This window comes from Natrinema zhouii, from assembly GCF_013456555.2.
Taxonomy (GTDB): Archaea; Halobacteriota; Halobacteria; order Halobacteriales; family Natrialbaceae; genus Natrinema; species Natrinema zhouii.
Window position 1 is genome coordinate 673591 of the sequence record NZ_CP059154.1, and the last position, 22896, is coordinate 696486.

The window sequence follows — 22896 nt, forward strand, 5'->3', positions numbered from 1 at the left end:
CGGCGAGAGATCCCGAAAGGCGTTACTCGACCGGCGTGCAAGCACGGGCGATGACCGTCGTCGGGATCGATGATACCGACTCGCGAGAGCGGGGAATGTGCACGACGTACGTCGCCAGAGCGATCGCCGATCGGCTCCGCGAAGACGACTCGGTGAGCGTCTCGAGGCTCCTCCTCGTTCGACTCAATCCCGCCGTCGAGTACAAAACGCGGGGGAACGCCTCGCTGGCGATTCACACCGATTGCGATCCCGACCGCGCGTTCGATATCGCTCGCGAGCGCCTCGAGTCACTGGCCGAAACCGCCGACGAGCGGACGAATCCCGGACTGGTCGTGGCGGATCACGAGCCGGACGAAGACGTACCCTTCGACGATATGAGTCGATTCGCGCACGCGGCGGTCCGGGACCACCTCTCGATCGCCGATGCCACGGCCCTGATCGAGCACCACGGCTATCGGTCGTGGCACGCCGGTAACGGCCGCGGTCGGATCGGTGCGCTGGCCGCGGTCGGTGCGTGGACGGCACTCGGGGAGTGGACCGACGAGTACATCGCCTACCGCGAGCCCGAGCGGTGGGGGACGCCTCGCGAGGTGGACCGCGAGAGCGTCTTCGCAGCGGCGGAGTGGGGCTACCCCGACGTGTGGGATACGGTCGACCGCGGCGAGGACGAGACCGTCTGCGTGCCGCACACGCCCGGCCCGATCCTGTACGGGATCCGTGGCGACGAGACGGACGCCGTCCGGGCCGTGGCCGACCGAATCGAGAGCGAACCCGTCGCCGCGAGCCAGCGCTTCGTGACCAATCAGGGCACCGACGTCCACCTGCGAGACGGCGCGATCGGAGCCGTCGCGGACGGGCGAGCCTACCGGCTCGAGGGCCGAGTCGCGAGCGAGCCCGAAACGCGTCGCGGCGGCCACGTGTTCGTCGACCTCGAGTCGCCAGCCGGTGGCGATGCGGATAATGACGGTGCAGTTGGTAACGAATCGCCGAACCGACTCGCGTGTGCCGCCTTCGAGCCGACGAAGCGCTTTCGGGATCGCGTGCGAGCGCTGCGCGTCGGCGACCGGCTCACCGCCTGCGGCGAAGTGTCCGACGGAACGCTCAAACTCGAGAAGTTCGCCGTCCGCGACCTCGTGCGAACCGAGCGGGTCACCCCCGTCTGTCCCAGCTGCGAGCGAACGATGGAAAGCGCCGGCCGGAACCAGGGCTATCGCTGCCGGGATTGCGGGACTGCGACCGGGGGGAAAACGGACCGATCGCTCGAGCGCGACCTCGAACCCGGCTGGTACGAGGTGCCGCCGTGTGCGCGCCGTCACGTCGCGAAGCCGCTCGTTCGCGGCGGGTTCGACGCACCGACGCATCCGGAGCACTAGTTCGGGTCGGTCCCAGCTGAACGGCCTGAAAGTGATCGGCTGAGTACCGAGCGCAACGCGACCGTCGTTCGAAACCGCGGTCAGCGAACGGTGATGCCGCGGCGAGCGAGAAAGGCGCTGGCCGCCTTGATTTCGACGGGGCTGCCGACGATCCGACAGCGGTCCTCCCCGTCCGGGAAGACGGAAACCGTGAATTCGTCGTCGAGCTGCGGCTCCAGCCCCTCGAGTGTCTCCCGCGGGAGGACGATCTGGGTACTGTCACGCAGCTGCGACGCGTCCGACATGCGTACTCGATTATTTTCCCGTCGTTTATGAGTGTCGAAATCCGTTTGTATCGGTAATTATAGTGGGTAGTGGAAGCCGCGCATACACGGCCGCGACCGCAGAGAGCTCAGTTCGACCGACGCTCGAGGCGTTCAACTGTCGCTCGAGGGCCGACCCGCGAGTATAGTCAACTGGCGTCAGTCCGTCCCGCGGACCGTCACCGTTCGCCTGTCGCTCGCGTGCGGCGATCGCACTACTATCGGGAAGGTGTCGTCGTTGGCCACGGGGTAGGTTTCGTAGCCGAGCGAAAGTCGCTGGGACTGGCCGGGCTCGAGGCTCACGCGGAGCGTATCGACCACCTCCGGCGAGCGACCGACGACGAGCTGGACGTCGTGTCTGCCGGGCGCGCTCCCCACGTTCTCGGCGACGGCAGCCACCGACAGCCATTCGCCGCCGGTCACCGGCACGTTCGTCCCGGTGATCGAGACCGCGAACGTCGCCTCGTCCCGTTCCCCACCGTCGCCGGTATCGTCCCCGCTGCGGCCGTAGACGAGCACCGACTGTGTGGCAGTGTCATCGCTCGTATCCACGGAGACGGGGAACTCGTCGTCGTTCTCGACGGGATAGGTCTCGTATCCCAGCGTGACGGTCGTCGTCTCGCCAGCGCCGACGGTCACCCCCTGTGTATCGACCGTCGTCGGGTCGTCCCCAACGACGAGTTCGACGTCGCGGTCGGCCGGCCCGTCGCCGGTGTTTTCGAGCGTGGCCGTCACTTCGAGTCGCTCTCCACCCGTCACGGGCGTATTCGTCGTCATCTCACGGACCTCGAGGGAGCCGTGGCTCTCGGCGTCTTCGGTCCCGATGACCGTGACGTCGGTCTCGGACGCCGCGTGGCGAGTCTCGACGCGGACGGGGAACGTCTGCGTGTTGCGCACGGTCGCCGTGGTGAACTCGAGTCGGACCGTCTCGCTGTTCCCCGCGAACACCTCGACCGTTTCGCTGTCGACGTGTGTGGGGTCGTGTCCGACGATCAGATCGGGCTCAGCCTCGACGAACGCGTGGTAGGTGGAGTCCCCGTCGATCGCGATTTCGGCGTCGACGACGAGATCGTCACCCGATCGAACCGGCGCATTCGTCCCGGTGATCGTGACGTCGCGGAACGCGGCGACCGACGGCCCCTCGGTGCGGGCGGACGACAGTCGGCCGTCGCGACAGACGACCCACGCGGTCATCGGATAGCCGCCGATGAACCAGATAGCGCCGCCGGATGTCGCGTACGTGACCGTCGCTGTCGACCCCGACAGCGCAGCGTTGTCGACGTACGTCGCGTTGCGCCCTTCCTGCCAGAAGAGCCGCCGGAGCAGCCCGGATTCGTCGGCCGATGACGCGGTCACTTCGACATCGTCGCGCACCGTGATCGTGGCGTCCGGCCCCGGGTCGCAGGTCACGTCCACGCTCGGTGCCGCCGGCGCGTTCTCGGTGACCTCGACCGACCAGGCGATCGTCGTTCCGTCGACGGTCACGCCGACTTCGTGCGTTCCCGACTCGTCGAACTGACCGGAAGCGGCCGGATTGCCCGTGACGTAGGTGTAACTGTAAAACGGGTCGTACGGCGTGATAGCGTCCCCGTCCGGGCCGTCGACCCGCCAGTCGGCCGTCTGCGGCTCGACTCCCGGAGTCGCCGCGATTTCGAATCCGATGCCGTCGCCGGGTCGGACGGCCGTCGTGCGCTCCGCCGGGAAGACTCGCTTGAGGGTTCGCGTCTGCGCACCCCCGATTCCCGTCGTCGCGATGGCACCCACGCTACTCCCCACTGCCGTAACGTATTCTCGCCGTCGCATACGATGACAGATGTATCACAGAACGGTATAGCTAACACAACCTTGGCTAGCGGAACACAATCGAGGAAACGAGTGTTCAGTTCGACGGAAGGACTGTGACGGGTTCGACCTCTCGGTCGATGTGGTCGTTCGGCCGCTCGGAGCGCGGCGGGGAACTCGTTCGGACGCCGTCGCCTCGGTCCCTCAACGCGTGTCTCGAAAGGGTTTTTCGGCGCGACCGGTTGCATACTGACAAATGGGGCTCGAGGATGAGATCGAGAAAATCGAGGAGGAAATCGCCGATACGCCCTACAACAAGTCGACGGAGGCCCACATCGGCCGGCTGAAGTCGAAGCTCGCGGAGAAGAAGGAGAAACTCGAGACGCAGCAGTCCGGATCGGGCGGTGGTGGCGGCTATTCCGTCGAGAAACACGGCGACGCGACGGTCGCGCTGGTGGGGTTCCCGAGCGTCGGCAAGTCGTCGCTGCTGAACTCGCTGACCAACGCCGAGAGCGAAACCGGCTCCTACGAGTTCACGACGCTGGACGTCAACCCGGGGATGCTCAACCACCGCGGCGCGAACATCCAGATGCTCGACGTGCCGGGGCTGATCGAGGGCGCGGCGGCGGGCAAGGGCGGCGGCCAGCAGGTGCTGGCGGTCGTCCGCAACGCCGACCTCATCATCTACATGCTCTCGGTGTTCGAAATCGAGCAGTACGACCGACTGCAGGAGGAGCTCTACGACATCAACATCCGCGTCGATCAGGAGCCCCCGCAGGTCACGGTCCGACCGAAGATCAAAGACGGGATCAAGGTCACCTCGAGCACCGACCAGGACTTAGACGAGAAGACGATCAAGGACGTCCTCCGCGAGCACGGCTACGTCAACGCCGACCTCAATCTTCAGGAGAACGTCTCCATCGACCGGCTGGTTGACGGCCTGATGGAGAATCGGGAGTATATCCCCTCGATCACCTGCGTCAACAAGGTCGACCTGATCGATCCCGACTACAAGGAGACGGTCGACGAGGAGTTGCGTCAGCGCGGCCTCGATCCCGAGAAGGTGACCTTCATCAGCGCCGAGGAGGAGAAGGGGCTCGACGTGCTCAAAGACCGGATCTGGGAGCGACTCGGTCTCATCCGGGTCTACATGGAGAAACCCGGCCGCGGCATCGACTGGGAGGAACCGCTCGTGGTCCAGCGGGGAACGACCGTCGGCGAAGCCATCGGGAAACTCGGCGGCGAGATGGAAGAGCGGTTCCGCTTCGCTCGGGTCACCGGCCCCAGCGCGGCCCACGATCAACAGCAGGTCGGAACGGATCACGTGCTCGAGGACGAGGACGTGTTGAAGCTGATTCTGCGGCGGTAACAGGTGCGCAATCGGTCGATCTCGAGGACCGGAAACCGAGTATCGCCTGTCGTCGGTATTCAACCGGGTACGATCGTTGAATCGATAGTCGGATCGGAACGATCAAGAATATCCGGCAGCCCGAAGACTAGGTAGATATGGCTACGTATGGGGCGCTCTCGGTGTTGCCGCCGCTGCTCGCGATTGGGCTGGCAATCGTGACTCGCCGGCCGATGCTCTCTCTGTTTCTGGGCATCTGGTCCGGGGCGGTCATCGTCACCGAGAGCCTCGGCGTCGCACAGACCTTCGAGTGGATCATCAGCGCGATCATCGGGCCGGAAGACACGCCGGGCCTCAACGCCGAAATCCTGTTGTTCACGCTTCTGCTCGGCTCCGGCGTCGCGCTCATCTGGCGGCTCGGCGGCGCGATCGCCGTCCGTCGGTGGGCGACCGAGCGCCTCGAGACCCAGCGGACCGTTGGGCTGACCACGTGGATACTGGGACTCGTCATGTTCTTCGACGACTACGCCAATACGGCTATCGTCGGGAGCACGATGCGAGAAATTTCCGATGAACTGCGAGTCTCCCGCGAGAAACTCGCCTACATCGTCGACTCGACGGCCGCACCCGTCGCGACACTTGGCATCTCGAGTTGGGTGGCGTTCCAGTTGACGCTGATCGGAACCAAATACGAGGACATGGGCGTCGAGGACGAGGCACCGACGGCGTTCGCGACGTTCGTGGGCTCGATTCCCTACAACACCTACGCGCTGCTGGCGATCGTCATGGTCGGCATCGTCGTCTTCACCGGCCGGGACTACGGCGAGATGCTGGACGCCGAACACCGCTCGCGGACGACGGGAGCGGTCAACCGCGAGGGCGCACAGCCGCTCCAGAAGGTCGAGGAAGACCTGGGCGAACCGATCGACGACCGGCCGATGCTGCGGACGTTCTTCGCTCCGGTCGTCGTCCTGATCGCGGTGACGCTCGCGGGCGCGTTCTGGACCGGATACCAGTCGTGGCTCTCGAGCCAGGCCGAGGCGGGAGCGCCGACGGCGTTCGGTGCCGCCGCGAATGACGCAGGGCTGACGCAAGTTCTCATCGACATCGTCGGCGCGGGCGACTTCGCGACGGCGCTGACCTGGGGCTCGTTCGCCATGGTCGTGACCGCGATCACGATCGGACTGGCCTACGGCCTGTTCGATATCGGCGACGGCGTCGATACCGTCATCGACGGCTTCGGTATCATGCTGACGGCGGTGACGATCCTCGTGCTCGCGTGGACGATCAGCAGCGTCGCGGAGACGCTCGGCACCGGCGAATTCGTCGCGAGCGTCGCCGAACCGTACATCACGGCGGAGTTGCTGCCCGTGCTCATCCTGCTCGTCGCCGCGTTCGTCGCGTTCACCATGGGATCGTCGTGGGCGACGATGGGACTCGTGACGCCCATCGCCATCCAAGTCGCCTACGAGTTCGGGACCGGGTTCGAACTGGTTCCGGTTGCCGTCGGTGCCGTCTTCTCCGGCGCGATCTTCGGCGACCACGCCTCGCCGATCTCCGACACAACGGTGCTCTCCGCGACGTTCAGCGGTGCGGACCTGATCGACCACGTCCGCACGCAACTGCCCTACGCACTGACCGTCTTCTTCGTGGTCGTTGGCTGTTACCTGCTCAACGGCTACCTCGGCGTGCCGCCGATCGTCTTCCTGCCGCTCGGCGCCGTCGCCCTCGTCGGCCTCGTCGTCGGCCTCTCGAAATTCGACGCCGGTCGAAAGGGGCTCGAGCCGGTCCCGACGAGCCCGGCCGCCGACCTCACCGAACGAGACGCCGAGGTCGACGCCGATTCGCCTGAGCGGTCCGGCTAGACCGCCGCCTTCGCCAATTTTTTGGAGCGCGCAGGCCTCCGTTCGCGTATGGACGGAACGCTCGATCACACGATGATCCGCGTCGCTGACCTCGAGGAATCGCTCGAGTGGTACCAGACGCATCTCGAGTACGAGGAGAAGGACCGCTTCGAGGGCGACGACTTCACCATCGTCTACCTCGGGCCGGAAGACATGCACGAGGACGGGGCGATGCTCGAGATCACTCACAACGTGGGCGAAGAGCCCGAGGTGGGCGATGCCTGGGGCCACATCGCGGTCCGCGTGCCCGAGGGAGAACTCGAGGACTGCTACCAGCAGCTGATGGATGAGGGCGTCGAGGACTACCGTGATCCCGAATCCTGTGGCGGCCGCTACGCGTTCGTGAAAGACCCCGACGGCCACGAGATCGAGATCGTGCAGCGCGACCCCGACGAGGGCGCACTGTGGTCGATCGATCACACCATGATCCGCGTCGAGGACGTCGACGAGGCGCTGGGCTTCTGGACGCGCAAGTTCGAGTACGACGAGGTCGGCCGCTGGGAGTCCGACACCTTCGCGAACTACTTCGTCGAACCCGCGGACGCCGCCGACGAGGCGATGTCCGTCGAACTCACGTACAACTACGACGGCCGCAGCTACGAGATGGGCGACGCCTGGGGGCACCTCTGTATTCGGATCGACGACCTCGAGGAGGACTGGGATCGGCTCATGGAGCGGGAAGCCGCGGACTACCGCGATCCCGAGAGCTGCGATAACATGTACGCGTTCACGACGGACCAGGACGGTCACGAGATCGAACTCATCGAGCGCGACCTCGAGGCCGACTCGCTGTTCCCCTTCTAAGGGGAGTCTCAGCTCGCTCGCCCACCGGTCCCGCCGGTCAGTTCAGCGGTGCCACGGAGTGGTAGCAGCGTCTCGAGTCGCTCTCGAGCACGCACGTCACATGCCCGTGGGTCGCCCTCGAGCACGTCACATGCCCGTGGAGGGCAGCGTCTCCTGGGTGGGTGGCTCGTGGTGGTCGGGAACCGTCGTCGCCTGTTCGAACTCCTCGAGTGACTCGAGGGTCGCACAGTTGTTGTAGCGATCGGCGGTGTAGTCGGTAAACTCGTCGGATTCGAACGCGGCCCGGAGCTCCTGACAGTGGTCGCGGATGGTCATGTCGTGCTCGTAGCCGAGCGCGTCCGCGATCCGATCGAAGGCGACTCGGTAACTTCGGTTGTCCGTCCGATCGTCGTGGAACTCGATTTCGGCGTCGGGGAAGCAATCGGAGACGATCGTTGCGAGTTCGTCGATCCGGTAGTTTTGCAGCTGTGATCCGACGTTGAAGACGGTATCGCCGACGTCCTCGATCGGGGCGGTCAGGCAGTCGATGTACGCACGTGCGGCGTCGGCGACGTGGACGTTCGGCCGGTACTGCTCGCCACCGAAGACGGGAACGACACCCTCGTGGTACGCTTTCGCGGGTAACACGTTCCCGACGAGATCGAACCGCATCCGCGGCGAGCGACCGTAGATCGTCGCCATCCGGAGGATCGTCGGCGAGAAGTTTCCGTCGGCGAAGGTCCGGAGCACCCGTTCGGACTGGATCTTCAACCGGGCGTACAGCGAGACGGGATTGAGCGGCGAGTCCTCGGTACAGCGCCCGTGATCGGTCTCGGCCCGCCCGTAGACGCTACAGGTGGACGCGAACAGGAAGCGATTGATCTGATAATACTTGCACACCGACGCCAGTAGCTGCGTCGAGTGGTAGTTGTACTCGAGGGTCTTCCGCGGATCGAGTTCGGAGGCGGGGTCGCCGACGATGCCGCCGAGATGGATGACAGCGTCGGCTCCTTCGACCGCGTCGACGACCGTCTCGACCGACCGGGCGTCGCCCCGGAGCAGGGAAAACCGGTCGTGCTCGAGGAGCGCTGCGACGCCGGCCTCGCCGTACAGCAGGGGATCGAGCACGCGAACGTCGAACCCGTCGTCGAGCAGTTGTCTGCAGAGAACGGATCCCAGATATCCGGCACCGCCGACGACGAGAACTGTCTCGACAGCAGTCGGATCGATCCCCTGCTCGTGCGTTCGGTCGCCGTCAGCCACTGCGGTCACGTCGACGACGCTCCCGTCCGAATCGATGACCGGAGCCACGGTGGAGCCGCTGGGATCCGCTGTCGCTGTGGATCCGCTCCAATCCGCTGTCCCCGTAGATCCGGTCCCATTCCGATTCGTCGTAGACCCGGTTCGCTCCCCGTTCGCGACGGATCCACTCCGATCCCACTCACTCTTCGGAGTCGGTTGTCCGTCGATCGGACATCCCGTTTCGTCCGCGTCGATGACGGTCGGATCATCGTCGACGACGGCCGATAACGGCGTCTCCAGTGCGACCCCCGCATGCAGCTTCCGTCTGAGACGTTCGTTCGTCGCGGTTCCGACGAGCCGATTCTCCTCGTCGACGACGACGATACCTCCCGACCCGGAACGATCGATCTGGGCCATCGCGTTGCGGATCGACATCCCTTCGTCTGCGGTGACTGGCCATCTCATAGTTGCATTATGGACTGCCGCTCGTAGCCGGTCTCGTACCGACGCCGACACGGCTTGTTCAGTCTACCATGACGATTCCCCTTTGTTATGGATAGTGTGAGCGGCAGAACAGCCCCTGATTGATACGATTTCTATCCGTAGCAACTGAATTACTGGATAGTTGAAGAGGACCCAACTCACTTCGACCGGACGTCTCGAGCCTCGAGACTCGGTGCAGTGGAACGGCAGCGTTCGATGCCTGCACTGACGCCAGCGACGACCCGGTCGATCTCGTCCGGAGACAACTCGGGATGGATCGGCAGGGAAAGCACGCGACTGGCCACGTCCTCGGTGACGGGCAGCGACGCCGATCTGGCACCGTCTCCCTCGCGGTAGGCCTGCGTTTGGTGGACGGTGGGCTCCCAGTAGACTTTCGACGCGATGTCTCGTTCGGTCAGGGTGTCGATAACGACCGATCGATCGATGTCCGGCCCGAGCGTGACCGTATACAGCTGGTAGACGTGTCGGCCACGACCGACAGCCGTATGCGGTTCGACGCCGGGAACGTCAGCGAGTTTAGCCGACAATTTCGCGGCTGCACGCCGCCGACCGGCGATGTTAGACTCGACCTTCTCGAGTTGGGCACAGCCGATGCTCGCGACGAGATCGGACATCCGGACGTTCGTTCCGATGTCGACGTACTCGCCGCTGTCGGTCGACTGGAAGTACTCGTCCGACGCGCGACCGTGAGACCGGTAGCGTTCAACCTGGGCCGCGATCTCGTCGTCGTCCGTGACGACTGCCCCGCCCTCGCCCGTCGGAAGGATCTTGTTTTGACAGAAACTCAGCGCTGTGGAGTCCCCGAACGTCCCGAGAAGGTCACCCTCGTAGTCGGCGCCGAACGCCTCGGCCGCGTCCTCGATCAGCGGGATTTCGGCGTCGGCGGCCAGATCGGCGAGGGCGTCGATCTCGCAGGGGGCTCCGTACGGGTGGACCGGCACGATCGCAGCCGTCTCGTCGGAGATCGCGTCCGCAACGGCGTCCGGATCGAGCCCGTAGGCCGTGCGCTGGATGTCCGCAAACACCGGTCGCGCACCGGTCTGCCGAACGGCGTTCGCCGTCGCGATGAACGTAAACGACGGGACGATCACCTCGTCGCCCTCGCCGACGCCGTGGGCCGCCAGCGCGGCCACCAGTGCGGTCGTCCCCGAACTGACCGTCACCGCGTGTTCGACGCCCAGATACTCCTCGAGGCCCGCTTCGAACGCCTCGACGTACGGCCCGTTCGCCCAGTAGCTCCCTCGAGTGATCGAGTCGACGGCGTTGGCCACGTCCCGTTGGCCCCACGGAATTTCGAACAGCGGTATCGAGTCTTCCATCGATCGAGCCATCACCGACCGATGAATTAAGTAGCCGCTCGTTACCCCTCGAGAGACTATCACTTCGCCTGTTCTGTTCGCAAAACAGACGGATACCCTGGCCGTCCACTCGGTCGTTCCCCTGGGAGCGTTGCAACGTGGAGTACGGCCGCATTCGAACTCGAAAACCATCACGTGCCGGAGCATTCCGTCACATATCGAGACGGTCGCTCGACCGCTGGGGTACTGAATAATAGCTCAAGTCCGCGATCAGATAGTGAATTACTTATCGTTAGTTGACAAAACCACTGCCGAATGCCAGACTGTCCCCGCCGAACCCTCCTCAGTGGCCTCAGTTCGACGGTCGCCATCGCGGCCGCCGGCTGTCTTTCGATTATAGACGACATCGCCGAAACGCCCGCAGACGAGATCGAGCGACACGAGAGCCCGGGTTGGCTCGAGCCCGACGAGTTAGACGCGGACGAGAAGTACGTCGAAATCGAGGTCCAAAAGGGCGATCCGACGCCGGTCGACGAACTCACACTGAAACTCGACGGCGAGCCCTACGATGCGGAGATCTGGGCCGACGGTCGAGACGAAATCGAGGCGGGAGCGACGATACTCGTCGCGACCGAGGACGCCGAGCTGAATCTCCGGATCACGCTCCACCACGAGACCGAATACGGCATGCCCGCCCAAGCGACTCTGTACGGTGACTTCCAGTTCGCATTCGACTACGACTCGGACGCGAGGACGGTCTCGGTCCGCTATGAGGATGAGTTCCCGCTCGACGGCGATCACGTGATCCTCGCCCTGTACGACGCCACTGACTATCGACTGGAGCCCGAGCCGCTTCGGACGACCAGGCCATGGACCGGCTCCGACCTCTCAAGCGGTGACGAAGCGACCCTCGAGAGCGTCGATCCCGGGACGGCGGTCCACGCGTGCTGGAAGCGTCCCTCGCGCCACGAGTCGCTCGCCGACGCACGAACGTGAGTAGCGGGAGACGCCGCAGTCGACGAAGAAGAAACGAAGACGACGAGTCTCTCGAGGACGCGGACGACGGGCCACGGTTCCAGCGCGGAACCGTCGTTCGCGGCGTTAGAGGTCAGGAATCGGGACGACGACGACCGGCAGGGTCGCGTCCGCGAGCAGCCGTCGCGCGGTCGAGCCGAGTTCGCGCGTCGCGTCGGGATCACCGCCGTGTGCGCCGATCACGATCTCGTCGGCATCGATCGCCGCCGCTACCTCGGCGAGCGTGTCCGCAGGGGAACCGGACCGACGCTCGGTCGCGACGTCGTCGACGGTCGCGAGCCGAACGGAAGCCACGTTCAGCGCTTCGTCGCCGTCGCGGCGCGCCGTCGGATCGTCGGACGGAACGACTGCGATCACGGTCACGGTGTCGTCGGCCGTCGCTCGACCGTCGAGATAGTCACAGATCGCCGCCGCCGTGTGGACGGAGTCGGTTCCCGCGAGATAGTGCATAGCGGACCGACGGCGGCGATCTCGAAGAAAGCTATGAAACAGAAACGGAAACGAGACGCCGCGGGTACGTCGTATTTTCCGACCCAGAAAACGCACTGGTCTCACTAATACGATGGGAACCACACGAACGCATGGGGGGCAAGGGAGTCCATCCCCGCCTTGGTGGTTTCCGCCTTCCCCGCATCCGATCATCTCAGGGTCGCGACGACTGTTCCACGCGGCTCCGCGATTCCCTCTCTCACGGGGCCGTATTGCGTCAGCGACCCGTCTCGCTGCCGGCAGGACTCGATCGTCACTGGATCGCTTCGGCCCACTCCCGTCGCTCGCGAGACTGTAATCCCGTTTTCTCGGTCGGCTTCCGAAAGCTGTCGTCAATGATGACCGTACAACGAATAGGTAATCGCAACGAGACCGAACAGTCGACTCACGTTCTCGAGCAGTGCGATGACGACCCGTTCCGGATCGACCAGCGTCGTGACCGCGATGTTGAGCAGGAACGGAGACACCGTCAGCAGGAGGAGCCCGAGTGCGAGATACAGCATGGACCGGGCGTCGTTCCGACGGTAGCCGCGGTAGGCCTGATAGGCGATGAGCGTCCCGAAGAGCGCGACGAGGAGGAGACTCGCGACGGTCAACAGCTCGAACATCGTCGCCTCGTCGACTCGCACGACGTTCCGACTCATCGCATCCCCTCCCACATGCGAGTGAACGTGTCGGCGACGTCTTCCTCGCGGTACGTCAGATCCAGCGAGAACGAGCCGTTCTCCAGCGACAGTTCCAGCCGATCGAGGTTCGCACTGTAGACACTGTAGTGGTTGCCGTCCGGCGCGAGTTCCGTCTCTTCGGTGACGAGGTGACACTCCTCGAGTCGGTCGAGTCGCCGATAGATCGTCGGGAGGGAGGCGTCACACCGTTCGCTCAGGGTACTGGCAGACATGGGTTCGACGCTCGTATGGGTGAGGATATCCCGTGCGTACTCGTCGTCGAGCACCGCGAGCAGCGTCGACAAGTCGGTATCCTCACTCACTGGTATACCTGTTTGTTTCGGTATAACTATGAAAAGCAGTCCGGTTTTTCTGAGTGAGAAAAGACTCCCGAAAGTCGTCGGATGAGAAATGGATTTCGGCGCGATCAGGCGGCAGAGTCGGTATCGGCGTCCGCACCGACGTAGTCAGTTCGCAGTGCCCACACCGCGAGCAAGCTCGGGAGAACGAGGATACTCGCGAGGAACGCGTATCCGATCGCGATGCTCGTAACGAACCCGAACCGCTGGAGCGACGGAACGAGCGCGAAGACGAGGACGCCGAACCCGGCCGCGGTCGTCACCGCGCTGGCCAGCAACGCGCCACCGGTTCCGCGCACCGTCCGCCGAAGTGACGCGATGTGATCGTCGCCGTGGTATTCCTCGAGGAACCGTTCGCCGATGTGAATGGCGTAGTCGACGCCGATCCCGATCCCGATTGCGGCGATGATGGCCGTTTCGGGGGTGAACGCGATTCCTGCGAGGTACATCGTTCCAAACAACCACGCCTGTGAGAGCAAAACGGGAGCCATCACGACCGCGCCGAGCGTGAGCGTCCGATACCGGAGCCAGAAGATCAGCGTCAGGAACGCCACGATGACACCGAACGTGATGAGGAAGCCCTGGACGAGCGTCGTGAGCAGCCCTCGCTGGACGAGTTCCTCGACGATCGGCTGGCCGGTCGCAGTCACCGTTAGGTCGGAGTCACCCTCGATCGTCGTCGCGACCCCGCGCATCTCCTCCGTGATGGTTCCGGTATCCGCCCCGCCGGAGAGCCCCACCGAGAGACGAAGCGCGCGGTACTCGCCGTCGTCGCGGTGGATCGTCGCTTCGGCCGCCTCCGCGTCGGCGGCGTAGACGGCGTCGTACACCGCGGTAAGGTTCTCATCGGGCACCCCGTCGCCGTCCGTATCTACCTCGTCCACGACAGCTGCGACCGTCTCGTTGGTCGCGGCGACCGACTCGATCGTCTCCAGCGGCCCGGTCGCCTGCAGGCTCCCGTCGGCCAGTTTCACCGCGGAGGACGTATTCGACGCGTGGGCCTTGCCGTCCGCGATCCGCTCGAGCGTCGTCGGATCAGTGACCGGCCCCTCTATCAGAAATTCGGCCCGCGACTGGTCGTTCGACTGGGCGAAGTTCTCGTTGAGGTACTCGGCGTTCGCGCGGAGTTCGTAGTCACTCGGCTGGAACGGTCCGGGGAGCGAGTCCATCCAGTCCGGCGAGTCCCGCGGGAGGAAATCCGTCTGGTCGAGCGACGTATCGATGTCGGCGGCAGCGGCACCGCCCGCGACGCTCAGGAGGACTGCGACGCCGATGACGACGTACGGCGCTCGCCGGGCGATATCGGCCCCGACACTGAGAACGGTTCCGGCGACGCCGCCCCGACCGAATGCGGGTGATCGGCGCGAAAAGCCGAGTCGCCTGAGCAGCCCGTCGACCTCGAGTTTCAACGCGGGGAGCAACGCGCCGAAGACGAGAAACGCCGCGACGATCCCCGCTGCGCTGACGATGCCGAACTCCCGGATCGACTCGAGCGGACTGACCGCGTTCGAGAGGAAGCCGACGGACGTCGTGAACGTGGCCGCACCGATGGCGATGACGACGCCGGTGAGGCCGCGGCGCATCGCTTCTCGAGGCGTCGCGCCGGAATCGTCGAGTCGGGCCTCGCGATACCGCATTACCACGTGTAACGCGTAATCGATACTCAGCCCGATCAACAGGAACGGAACGGCGATCAGGATCTGCGTCACGCCGATCCCCGCCCAGCCCATGAATCCGGCCATCCACGTGAGCACGAGCGCGACGCCGACCAGCCCGAGCGCGACGTCGACGATATCGCGGTAGGCGACGCCGAGAACGACGAGAATCAACAGGAGCGCGATCGGTGAGATGATCGCGAAGCTCTCGCCGGTCGCCTCCGTGCTCTCCGCGCCGACGATCCCGGCACCGAACACGAAGCTCTCGGCGGACAGGAGACCGCTCGCCGAGAGATCCCGTATCTCGAGTTGGGCGTCGACGACGTCCTGAGGCAGGTCGTCGCCGGTCGCGTCGCTCGTGTCCTGAAACACGTACATGACGCGCCCCGTCGCAGTCGTCGACCCCTGCTCGTAGTCGGTCGTCAACAGCGCGTAGGGGTCGACCGGTCCCCGAACGTCCGAATCGAGAGCCAGCACCCGTTCGACCGTCGCTTCGACCTCGCGTTCGGACATCGACTCGAGCTGTGAGATCTGTGTGCGCAGCGACGGCGTCGCAGACGGGCTCATATTACTCGCCGACTGCTCGGAGCCGTTTCCGTCCGCGGACCGTTCGTCCGCCGACTGCCGAACGGCCGTCGTCGCGACGATATTCGAGAGGCCGACCGTCGGTTGGCGCTCTCGTAACGTCGCGTTCACGGCCGACTCGTTCGTCACGGCTTGCTGAAAGCGCAACGTCTCGAGGAGGGAGTCCTTCGTGAGGACGTTCTCGTCCCGGACCACGACCTGGACGACGGTCGTGTTCTCGCCCTCGGTCGTGAAGTTCTGCTGGAGCATGTCGTATTTCTCGGCCTCCGTCGAGTCGCCCTCGAAATTCGCGATGGTCAGCCCCGAGTCGACGTTCCCCGCGGCGCTCCCGACGACGACCGTCATCACAAGCAGAACCGCGATAATGAGTTTACTGTGGTCGGTCACGAACGCCGCGTACCGTTCGGCCGGGTTCATTGCTCGAGCGTTGCGGTCCGACCAGCATAAATATTGTACGTTTCTACTAAATATGTACACCGACGAATCCCCGTTACTGATAGGCCCGCTGAACCAAGGGGCCACAATCGGAGCACAGAGTCACGATCGGCAGACAGGATGCGAACAACCGAATCTAGCTATGAGTACACGAGATGCGGTCGCGGCGTTGAAACGACTCGGGTTACCGAACTATCAGGCGCGCGTCTTCGTCGCGCTCCAGGAACTGGGGGAGGGGACCGCTCAAGAGATCAGCGATATTTCTGAGGTTCCGCGTTCGCAGGTGTACGGCGCAGCCGACGACCTCGTCGAGCGCGGGCTCGTCGAACTGACCGAATCGTCGCCCAAGCGATATCGGCCGGTGAGCCTCTCGGCAGCCCGCGAACAGTTGACGAATCGCCTCGAGCGCGAACGGGAGCGAGCTTTCGAGAACCTCGCCGAACTTCGGACGATGCCGCCTGAACGCGCAGATGACGGAGCCGTCTCGACGCTTCGCGGCCGGCAGCCGATCGACGACCGGATCGCGGAGCTGCTCGAATCGGCCGACTCGAGCGCCGTCTTCGTCGCGCCGGCGGAGAACTCGCTGTCCGAGACGATCGAAACGACGCTCCGAGAGCGGGCCGCGGAGGGAGTAGCCGTCACCGTCGTCACGGCCGAAGAATCGGGAGGGGAGCGGTTCGCTGACAGTCCGATTACCGTGATCGTGATGGGTGAAGACAATCCGGCCGATTTCGCCGGACGAACGCTCATGGTCGATGACAGCACCGTGCTGTTAGCGGTTGCGACGGACGGCGATACCGTCGCCGAAGAAGCGATGTGGACGGCCGGGAGCAGTATCGGCCGCATTTTAGCGCAGTTCATGCAGTCCGGGATCGAGTCCGGCAAGAACCGCCACTCGTAGCGGACGGCGTTCGCTCGACCGCCCCATTTTGTATATCATCATGAGGTTTATTTACCAGATCGAAGAGCGACTGAGCCGTCTCAGGAGCGATCGTCCGTCCACTCGAGCCAGCCGAACAGCCGCTCGAGTAACCGCTCCTCACCGTCTCGCGAGAACCGATGGCCTTCGCCCGCGAATCGCTCAAGGAGGACGTCGGTCTCGAGTCGCCGGGCGGCGTCGAAGCTGTCGGCGGGATCGACGACGCCGTCGTCCCCGCCGTGGAAGATTGCGACCGGAACCGACAGCGTCGACGCGACGTCGCCGAACGGATACCGATCGAGGTGGTCGAAGAACCGCCGATCGAGACGCTCGCCGGTGTCGAAGGCCACCTCGCCCTCGCGTTCGACCGTCGCCCGATACTCGTCGAACGTCTCGTTGGTCGTCACCGGCGCTCGCGTGGCGATCGCTTCGACTCGATCGTCGGCTGCTCCGGCGTGGAACGCGACCTTCCCGCCGAAACTCGAGCCGAACAGGGCGTACGAGTCGGGGTCGAAGTAGTCGACGACGCGACGGAGGTCGGTCAGTCTCGCCTCGAGCGTGGACTCGACGAACTCGCCGTCTGAGTTGCCACAGCCGCGACAGTCGAATCGAACCGCGTTGTAGCCGGCCGCGACCGCTCGTCGGCATCGCCGCTCGTAGCTGCCGGACTTGTCGCTCCGAAGGCCGTGACAAAAGACGAGCCAGTCGTCGGACGGTGCCTCGTGATGGACGACCGCGAGTTCCGGTGGGCTCCGTTCCGTCGCCGCGGTTTCGATCCGGATTCGGTGTCGGTCTGGCATTCGTCTCCCACTGACGGCCCCAGCTTCCTTGACAGCGGTGTTCCCGGGTGATACGACTGGATTGATCGATACTCGAGCGCGTCGACCGAACGGACGTGACTCAACGACGCGGACGTCCTCGAGTCGAGCCGCGAGGAACGGCTCGTGGACGGATGAATCCCGGGTTAAGGTGTCCGAACCGTCATCGTCGCAGCCTAGGAATACGGCTGATATTTCCCAGGTCAGCTCTCTGGTCGGGCTTTCCACCGATAGCGGCTTCCTCTTCCCACTCAAGGAAACGGGCAATACGACAGCTGTCTCTCTCGAACCGATTGCGAATCGCTGCCGATTGTCGAATTAGCCCGAGTTTTTGCGGAACGGCCTCCGTCGGACTCGGCGACAGAAACGTGCACCGATGGTCAATCACCTCCGCTCTCTCACGGCAAACCGTTTTTCCGCTCCGAGAGAGTCGGTTCCGCTATGACCCGCACCACCTACCGTTGTGCGTGTGGCGCACACCTCGAGTTCAAACAGGACCTCGAGAAGGAGTCCGGAACGACGACACCGACCTGGAAGTGCACGGACTGCGGGACGCCGGTGCCGGGGATGACCGCCGAAAAGATCCGACATCAGGACCCGTCCTGAGTCGTGGTATGGCCAGGAGCGTCCTCGAATGCAGACGATTGTGATTCGATAGCTACGGTCCCGCGTTCCAACGCCTGAGACGTGCTGTTGCGAGGCTGCCGATTGTTCTCTGACGAACTACTCCCCTCTCCCCCGATGTTATAAACCAATAAATGCTATACTAAATTGGTGGGGCAGACGGACACGTCGCCGTTCACCGTCGCTGGGGCCCCGTGTGACCAAAATAGGCTGCGTGTGACTTCTGGACGGTGAAAGCATGACCGCTGTGGCAGCTCTGGAGCCGAGTGTTGTCCGGATCCCTCTGCCAGTGATACTAGCATAGACGTACTCAAGTACGGGTTGTCTCTCTGATTGACGCTGTCTGTCCGGCAGTCGTTGAGACGAGTTCAGTGACTACGAGAGAGGATGGCTTATGAACCTACATCCTCCATACTGGTACAATGGGCCGCCATCCGGAAACTGAACAACGAATTAGAGAAGCCGCGTTTCGCGCGCTTGTCGAACACGGATACGCGGACCTCTCCATCAAGGATATCGGTGACGAGTTGGGCCAAAACCCATCGCTCATATACCACTATTTTGATAGCAAGGACGATCTCTTACTCTCGATGCTCGACGTCTTCGTCGAAATATTCCTCGACCAACGGACCGAGAAGCCGATTACGGACCCGGAAACGGAGCTTCGAGAGTTCGTCGGTCAAATACTCCATCCGAAGCCGGCACAGGTCGAACAGGTCATGTTTGCCCCGCCATCTGATATCGAGACGGCGGTCTCACGGATTTTCGTCGAGCTGTGGGCGCACGCGACGTGGGATCCTGACTTCCGCAGAAAGACCACGCTGGTAGAGGACCGCCTCCGGGAAACGGTCACCCGGATACTCCGCGCCGGAATCGAACTCGAGCAGTTTCGGCCAGTCGATCCCGAGCTCACGGCAGATCACATCCTCTTTCTCCTCAAGCAAGGGATACACACGGGGACGACGACGAACCGAGATGCGGCCGTCGATCGAGTCCAAACGATCGTCGACGGAATTATAACCGATATCTCCCGCGAGTAACGGGAGAGTCAGCCAATACGTATCAGGTCGATCCCTTTTCCGCCCATTCGGTTATCCGACCCCTGCCTCGTTCCGCTGACCGATCTTCGGTACTGCTATCATCCGTTTGTGTTTGCGAGTCTATATTAATAAGGGCAGGAATGCCCCAAAAGGACTACAACTGATTAAACGATCAATTAAATCATGGAGTCCCCCGATTCAGTCGTCGGAGTGGGCCGGTCACCAGAAGCCATTCGAAGCCTCGAGGGGCAACTCTCGCCGTTCGAGTGGTACGCTGAGATGCGTCAGGAGACGCCAGTTCACTTCGACGAGCAGCGAGAGACGTGGGACGTATTTCGATACGAAGACGTCGAACGCGTGCTCAAAGACCACGACACGTTTACGGCTAACCGGGCTTTCGAAGCCGACGAGTCCTCGAACGACGGTGACGACAGTGACGACGGTCTCCCGATGCTTCAGACGATGATCACGACCGATCCACCGACACAGACCCGACTCCGAGGGTTCGTCGACGAGCGATTCCAGCCGGGAGCGATACGGGAGTACCAACCGCAAGTAGCGGAGGTAACGGAGACCCTGTTGGACGATCTCGAGGACGAGAGCTGTTTCGACTTCGTCGACGAGTTCGCGATCCCGTTTCCCGTCATCGTCATCGCCGAACTACTGGGGATTCCCGCCGACCGTCGCGATCAGTTCAAAGAGTGGTCGGACGCACTCGTCGCGCGACCCGAAGACGACACCCCGGAGGAGATGAAACGGGTACAACGGGAACAGGAGGAAGCCCAACGAGCGATGGGGAGGTACTTCGCGGAGTTGCTGGAAGAGCGCGATGGCGGCGACGGCGACGACCTCATTACGCTCGCGGCGAACGCGGAGGAGTTATCCAGGGGTGAACAGATCGGGTTCTGCATGCTGCTCCTCCTCGCGGGCAACATCACGACGACGAATCTCCTCACCAACGCGATATGGTCCGTCGAAGAACACGGGTTGACGGACGCGATTCGCACGGAGGACGTCGATCACACACAGGCTATCGAAGAAACGCTTCGATACCGATCCCCGATCCAATCGTTGAAGCGTATCGCCGTGGAGGACGTCGAGCTACACGGTCAACGGATTCAGGCCGGAGATGTCCTCACGCTCTGGCTGGGTGCCGCAAATCGCGATCCGGAAATCTTCGATACACCCGACGAATTCCGGCCCGAGCGGCGTCCCAACCGCCATATGGCGTTCGGCACGGGAGTCCACTTCTGTCTGGGTGCCCATCTCGCACGGATGGAAGCGGACGTCGCCCTGGACCACTTATTCGACCGTTTCGACCGCCTGGATGCGGATTTGTCGGGCCTCGAGCCGTTGAGTGCCCTCTACGGTCTCGAATCGCTCCCCTGTGAAATGAGTCGAAACGCGTAAGCAGACGGATAGCGGCGATATCACTGGATTTTTTGGCTCCCATCGAACTTGGTTGTCAGATCGATACGTAATAGGGCGGTCGCTTAGTCGGCCGCCTGACCGCCGTCGACGGGGAGCGTATGGCCGGTGATACACGACGCATCGTCAGAACAGAGGAACGCGACCGCGCCGGCCATCTCTTCCGGGTCCGCGATGCGGTCCATCGGGACGTCGATCATTGCCGACGTGTCGAACTCCATTTCCGACGGATCGCTGCCTTCCGACATCCCGGATTGGATGTTCGTGTTCGTCGGCCCCGGTGCGATAGCGTTGATCCGAATACCCCGCGTCGCGTACTCGAGCGCGACCGTCTTCGTGAGGCCGACGACGCCGTGTTTACTGGCCGAATAGCTGGCGAGTCCGCCTATCCCTACTAACCCGGATTCGGAAGCGGTGTTGACGATCGCACCGCTCCCCTGCGCTTCCATGACGGGAAGTTCGGCTTTCAGACACGCCCAGACGCCTTTCAGGTTGATATCGAGCAGTTTGTCCCACTGTGCCTCTTCGATGTCAGTTACTCCTGCAAACCCCGTGAGAATTCCCGCGTTGTTATGCGCAAAATCGAGGCTTCCGTATGTGTCGACTGCGATGTCGACCATTCGCTCGACCGACTCGAAATCGGCGACGTCAACTTCGACGAACGTTGCATCACCGCCGGCGTCCTCGATCAGGTCGACCGTTTCGCGACCGGCTTCCGCAGCGATATCTGCGACGACGACGTTTGCGCCGTCCGCTGCAAAGCGTTCTGCTGACGCACGTCCGATTCCCGATCCCGCTCCCGTCACCAGAGCCGTCTTTCCGTCTATTCCGTTCATTATTGACCTGGGCGCTAATTAATTGTTCAATTAATATAGTCCTTTGGCCGATTTCTGTGGCGACGACCGAGCGCTCTCGCATCCGATCGCGATCGATGTGCGTTTTTTCCGGCTCCGTGAGACCGAAACACAGATTTAGGATCGTGGAACAGTATGAGACAACTGATGACTCGAGGCGTCACCCACACGATCCGCTCGTGGCGCGGTGATAGCCCTCTCGAGCAGCCGAGCGGCAGCCGAAATCCGAATCGGCGGTCGCCGGTGAGCTGCCGCGCTGAGCCAGGATGGGTGATCACGTCGTGACTGAGGTGGCGATCACGGACGCGGTCGACGCCTATCTGCAGCGAAAGGCCGTCGGCGATCCGAACGGATCAGGTGCCGGAGCCTACGCGTCCAACGCGGAATCGATTCTCCGCCGGTGGGCCGACTGGCTCGAGCAGGAACACGGACTGACCTCGTTGTTCACACTCGAGGTCGACCACATGCGCGCGTACGCCGAAGAGCTCCGCCGACGAACCGGTCGCGGCGAGTACACCGCCTCGACTGCCGGAACGTACTACGCGGTCGTCCGGGCGTTCCTCTCGTGGTGCATCCGCGGCGGAATTCTCGCGGAGAACCCCGCCGCGACCGACCGCGCGGAGGCCGCGTTGCCGACCGCCGACGAGCGACCGACGAGCGATTTCTGGACCGCACGACAGCGTCGGGAGCTCGAGCGCTACGTCCGTGAGCGGGCGCTCGATACCGGTCGGTCGATGCGCGAGCGACGCGGCCGACTGCGCGAGTACGCGATGGTGGCCGTCCTCGCTCACTCGACAGTCCGCGGCTCGGAACTGTTTCGGGTCCCCGACGACGACCGACGCACGGGTGCCACATGGGACGACGTCGATTTCTATACGGGAACGATCCGCGTCCTCGGGAAGTCCCAGCGACTCGAGGACGTTCCCCTCCCCGCCCGCGCCCGGACCCCGTTGCGCCGCTACCGGGTCGTCCTCGATCCGCCGTCGAACGACTGGCCGCTGTTCCCGACGGCCCACGCGCCGTCGATCGCCGGTCGCGTGCGCGACGTTCTTCGTGACCGGGGGCACGACCAGGAGACGATCGAGTCCCTGCTCGAGGACACGACGGCGACGGAACTCGCTCGCGAGCGCTCGATCGCGCCGCCGGCGATCACCACCGAGGGGGCGCGGTCGGTGTTGCGCCGGCTCTGCGAGGGTGCCGGGATCGACGTCGACGGCGACTATCTGACGCCGCGGGGCGTCCGCCGAGATCGATCGGGGGCGTCGTACCGACAGGAGGCGACGGCGTCGAAGCCGACGCTTCGGGCGTCGGTGCTCGAGCAGTCGATCGTCGTTCCTGAGTCCCGGTCGTCGGTGGTTGACGCTGAGCCTGTCGAGGGAGACGAGTCGACGAAGACGGACTGAGAGGAGACGGACGATCGTTCTATCGTGAGTTCGTATTCGATGCTGGTGATT

Annotated in this window: 20 protein-coding genes; 10 read left to right on the forward strand and 10 right to left on the reverse strand. The window is 63.7% G+C overall.

Annotation, left to right across the window (positions count from 1 at the left end):
- Positions 1 to 50: 50 nt before the first annotated feature.
- Complete coding sequence (locus HYG81_RS22030) at positions 51 to 1373, forward strand: tRNA(Ile)(2)-agmatinylcytidine synthase (RefSeq protein WP_180841836.1); 1323 nt, start codon at positions 51 to 53, stop codon at positions 1371 to 1373.
- An 80-nt stretch (positions 1374 to 1453) separates the two neighbouring features.
- On the opposite strand, the gene HYG81_RS22035 is transcribed toward HYG81_RS22030, so the two are convergent.
- Positions 1454 to 1657 carry a VNG_1110C family protein gene (locus HYG81_RS22035; RefSeq protein WP_180841837.1) on the reverse strand — a complete coding sequence of 68 codons (204 nt, stop codon included), beginning with the start codon at positions 1655 to 1657 and terminating at the stop codon, positions 1454 to 1456.
- A 177-nt stretch (positions 1658 to 1834) separates the two neighbouring features.
- The gene (locus HYG81_RS22040; protein ID WP_180841838.1) at positions 1835 to 3478 is read right to left on the reverse strand and encodes a hypothetical protein; all 1644 of its coding nucleotides are present in this window, start codon (positions 3476 to 3478) and stop codon (positions 1835 to 1837) included.
- A gap of 235 nt (positions 3479 to 3713) precedes the next feature.
- Here HYG81_RS22040 and HYG81_RS22045 point away from each other — a divergent pair, with 235 nt between their 5' ends.
- The 3 genes from HYG81_RS22045 (at position 3714) to HYG81_RS22055 (ending at position 7513) form a co-directional block, all read left to right on the forward strand.
- On the forward strand, positions 3714 to 4826 hold the full coding sequence (locus HYG81_RS22045; protein WP_180841839.1) for an OBG GTPase family GTP-binding protein: 1113 nt from the start codon (positions 3714 to 3716) through the stop codon (positions 4824 to 4826).
- Positions 4827 to 4963: 137 nt separating this feature from the next.
- On the forward strand, positions 4964 to 6670 hold the full coding sequence (locus tag HYG81_RS22050) for a Na+/H+ antiporter NhaC family protein (RefSeq protein WP_180841840.1): 1707 nt from the start codon (positions 4964 to 4966) through the stop codon (positions 6668 to 6670).
- Positions 6671 to 6718: 48 nt separating this feature from the next.
- A complete protein-coding gene (locus HYG81_RS22055) occupies positions 6719 to 7513 on the forward strand; it encodes a VOC family protein (RefSeq protein ID WP_180841841.1) in 795 nt (264 codons plus the stop codon).
- A gap of 126 nt (positions 7514 to 7639) precedes the next feature.
- Here the strand turns inward: HYG81_RS22055 and HYG81_RS22060 are convergent, their stop codons facing one another.
- The gene (locus tag HYG81_RS22060) at positions 7640 to 9199 is read right to left on the reverse strand and encodes an NAD-dependent epimerase/dehydratase family protein (protein WP_226376015.1); all 1560 of its coding nucleotides are present in this window, start codon (positions 9197 to 9199) and stop codon (positions 7640 to 7642) included.
- A 176-nt stretch (positions 9200 to 9375) separates the two neighbouring features.
- A complete protein-coding gene (locus HYG81_RS22065; RefSeq protein ID WP_180841842.1) occupies positions 9376 to 10557 on the reverse strand; it encodes a DegT/DnrJ/EryC1/StrS family aminotransferase in 1182 nt (393 codons plus the stop codon).
- A gap of 294 nt (positions 10558 to 10851) precedes the next feature.
- Between HYG81_RS22065 and HYG81_RS22070 the strand changes: the two genes are divergently transcribed.
- The gene (locus HYG81_RS22070; protein WP_180841843.1) at positions 10852 to 11532 is read left to right on the forward strand and encodes a hypothetical protein; all 681 of its coding nucleotides are present in this window, start codon (positions 10852 to 10854) and stop codon (positions 11530 to 11532) included.
- A 105-nt stretch (positions 11533 to 11637) separates the two neighbouring features.
- Here the strand turns inward: HYG81_RS22070 and HYG81_RS22075 are convergent, their stop codons facing one another.
- From HYG81_RS22075 to HYG81_RS22090, 4 genes are all read right to left on the reverse strand, one after another.
- Positions 11638 to 12021 (reverse strand): universal stress protein, encoded by a 384-nt coding sequence (locus HYG81_RS22075; RefSeq protein WP_180841844.1) that lies wholly within the window; start codon positions 12019 to 12021, stop codon positions 11638 to 11640.
- 371 nt (positions 12022 to 12392) lie between these two features.
- Positions 12393 to 12704 carry a DUF7521 family protein gene (locus HYG81_RS22080; RefSeq protein ID WP_180841845.1) on the reverse strand — a complete coding sequence of 104 codons (312 nt, stop codon included), beginning with the start codon at positions 12702 to 12704 and terminating at the stop codon, positions 12393 to 12395.
- A complete protein-coding gene (locus HYG81_RS22085) occupies positions 12701 to 13048 on the reverse strand; it encodes an ArsR/SmtB family transcription factor (protein ID WP_180841846.1) in 348 nt (115 codons plus the stop codon). Before HYG81_RS22085 ends, HYG81_RS22080 begins: the two co-directional genes overlap by 4 nt.
- Positions 13049 to 13152: 104 nt before the next feature.
- Complete coding sequence (locus HYG81_RS22090; protein WP_180841847.1) at positions 13153 to 15741, reverse strand: efflux RND transporter permease subunit; 2589 nt, start codon at positions 15739 to 15741, stop codon at positions 13153 to 13155.
- Between the two features lie 160 nt (positions 15742 to 15901).
- On the opposite strand from HYG81_RS22090, the gene HYG81_RS22095 reads away from it, so the two are divergent.
- A complete protein-coding gene (locus tag HYG81_RS22095; RefSeq protein ID WP_180841848.1) occupies positions 15902 to 16660 on the forward strand; it encodes a TrmB family transcriptional regulator in 759 nt (252 codons plus the stop codon).
- An 80-nt stretch (positions 16661 to 16740) separates the two neighbouring features.
- On the opposite strand, the gene HYG81_RS22100 is transcribed toward HYG81_RS22095, so the two are convergent.
- Complete coding sequence (locus HYG81_RS22100; protein ID WP_180841849.1) at positions 16741 to 17478, reverse strand: alpha/beta hydrolase family protein; 738 nt, start codon at positions 17476 to 17478, stop codon at positions 16741 to 16743.
- A gap of 459 nt (positions 17479 to 17937) precedes the next feature.
- Here HYG81_RS22100 and HYG81_RS22105 point away from each other — a divergent pair, with 459 nt between their 5' ends.
- From HYG81_RS22105 to HYG81_RS22115, 3 genes are all read left to right on the forward strand, one after another.
- Positions 17938 to 18102, forward strand: coding sequence for a hypothetical protein (locus tag HYG81_RS22105; RefSeq protein WP_180841850.1), 165 nt, complete (start codon positions 17938 to 17940; stop codon positions 18100 to 18102).
- Between the two features lie 440 nt (positions 18103 to 18542).
- Positions 18543 to 19160: a TetR/AcrR family transcriptional regulator gene (locus HYG81_RS22110; protein ID WP_180841851.1), complete on the forward strand. Its 618-nt coding sequence runs from the start codon at positions 18543 to 18545 to the stop codon at positions 19158 to 19160.
- A 183-nt stretch (positions 19161 to 19343) separates the two neighbouring features.
- On the forward strand, positions 19344 to 20570 hold the full coding sequence (locus tag HYG81_RS22115) for a cytochrome P450 (RefSeq protein WP_180841852.1): 1227 nt from the start codon (positions 19344 to 19346) through the stop codon (positions 20568 to 20570).
- Between the two features lie 83 nt (positions 20571 to 20653).
- On the opposite strand, the gene HYG81_RS22120 is transcribed toward HYG81_RS22115, so the two are convergent.
- Positions 20654 to 21424 (reverse strand): SDR family NAD(P)-dependent oxidoreductase, encoded by a 771-nt coding sequence (locus HYG81_RS22120; RefSeq protein ID WP_180841853.1) that lies wholly within the window; start codon positions 21422 to 21424, stop codon positions 20654 to 20656.
- Positions 21425 to 21723: 299 nt separating this feature from the next.
- Here HYG81_RS22120 and HYG81_RS22125 point away from each other — a divergent pair, with 299 nt between their 5' ends.
- Positions 21724 to 22845, forward strand: coding sequence for a tyrosine-type recombinase/integrase (locus HYG81_RS22125; RefSeq protein WP_180841854.1), 1122 nt, complete (start codon positions 21724 to 21726; stop codon positions 22843 to 22845).
- Positions 22846 to 22896: the final 51 nt, after the last annotated feature.

Bases quoted from the DNA above. Each gene is read 5' to 3' on its own strand.
- HYG81_RS22030 (WP_180841836.1), top strand. From the start codon at position 51: ATGACCGTCGTCGGGATCGATGATACCGACTCGCGAGAGCGGGGAATG.
- HYG81_RS22035 (WP_180841837.1), bottom strand. From the start codon at position 1,657: ATGTCGGACGCGTCGCAGCTGCGTGACAGTACCCAGATCGTCCTCCCG.
- HYG81_RS22040 (WP_180841838.1), bottom strand. From the start codon at position 3,478: ATGCGACGGCGAGAATACGTTACGGCAGTGGGGAGTAGCGTGGGTGCC.
- HYG81_RS22045 (WP_180841839.1), top strand. From the start codon at position 3,714: ATGGGGCTCGAGGATGAGATCGAGAAAATCGAGGAGGAAATCGCCGAT.
- HYG81_RS22050 (WP_180841840.1), top strand. From the start codon at position 4,964: ATGGCTACGTATGGGGCGCTCTCGGTGTTGCCGCCGCTGCTCGCGATT.
- HYG81_RS22055 (WP_180841841.1), top strand. From the start codon at position 6,719: ATGGACGGAACGCTCGATCACACGATGATCCGCGTCGCTGACCTCGAG.
- HYG81_RS22060 (WP_226376015.1), bottom strand. From the start codon at position 9,199: ATGAGATGGCCAGTCACCGCAGACGAAGGGATGTCGATCCGCAACGCG.
- HYG81_RS22065 (WP_180841842.1), bottom strand. From the start codon at position 10,557: ATGGAAGACTCGATACCGCTGTTCGAAATTCCGTGGGGCCAACGGGAC.
- HYG81_RS22070 (WP_180841843.1), top strand. From the start codon at position 10,852: ATGCCAGACTGTCCCCGCCGAACCCTCCTCAGTGGCCTCAGTTCGACG.
- HYG81_RS22075 (WP_180841844.1), bottom strand. From the start codon at position 12,021: ATGCACTATCTCGCGGGAACCGACTCCGTCCACACGGCGGCGGCGATC.
- HYG81_RS22080 (WP_180841845.1), bottom strand. From the start codon at position 12,704: ATGAGTCGGAACGTCGTGCGAGTCGACGAGGCGACGATGTTCGAGCTG.
- HYG81_RS22090 (WP_180841847.1), bottom strand. From the start codon at position 15,741: ATGAACCCGGCCGAACGGTACGCGGCGTTCGTGACCGACCACAGTAAA.
- HYG81_RS22095 (WP_180841848.1), top strand. From the start codon at position 15,902: ATGAGTACACGAGATGCGGTCGCGGCGTTGAAACGACTCGGGTTACCG.
- HYG81_RS22100 (WP_180841849.1), bottom strand. From the start codon at position 17,478: ATGCCAGACCGACACCGAATCCGGATCGAAACCGCGGCGACGGAACGG.
- HYG81_RS22105 (WP_180841850.1), top strand. From the start codon at position 17,938: ATGACCCGCACCACCTACCGTTGTGCGTGTGGCGCACACCTCGAGTTC.
- HYG81_RS22110 (WP_180841851.1), top strand. From the start codon at position 18,543: ATGGGCCGCCATCCGGAAACTGAACAACGAATTAGAGAAGCCGCGTTT.
- HYG81_RS22115 (WP_180841852.1), top strand. From the start codon at position 19,344: ATGGAGTCCCCCGATTCAGTCGTCGGAGTGGGCCGGTCACCAGAAGCC.
- HYG81_RS22120 (WP_180841853.1), bottom strand. From the start codon at position 21,424: ATGAACGGAATAGACGGAAAGACGGCTCTGGTGACGGGAGCGGGATCG.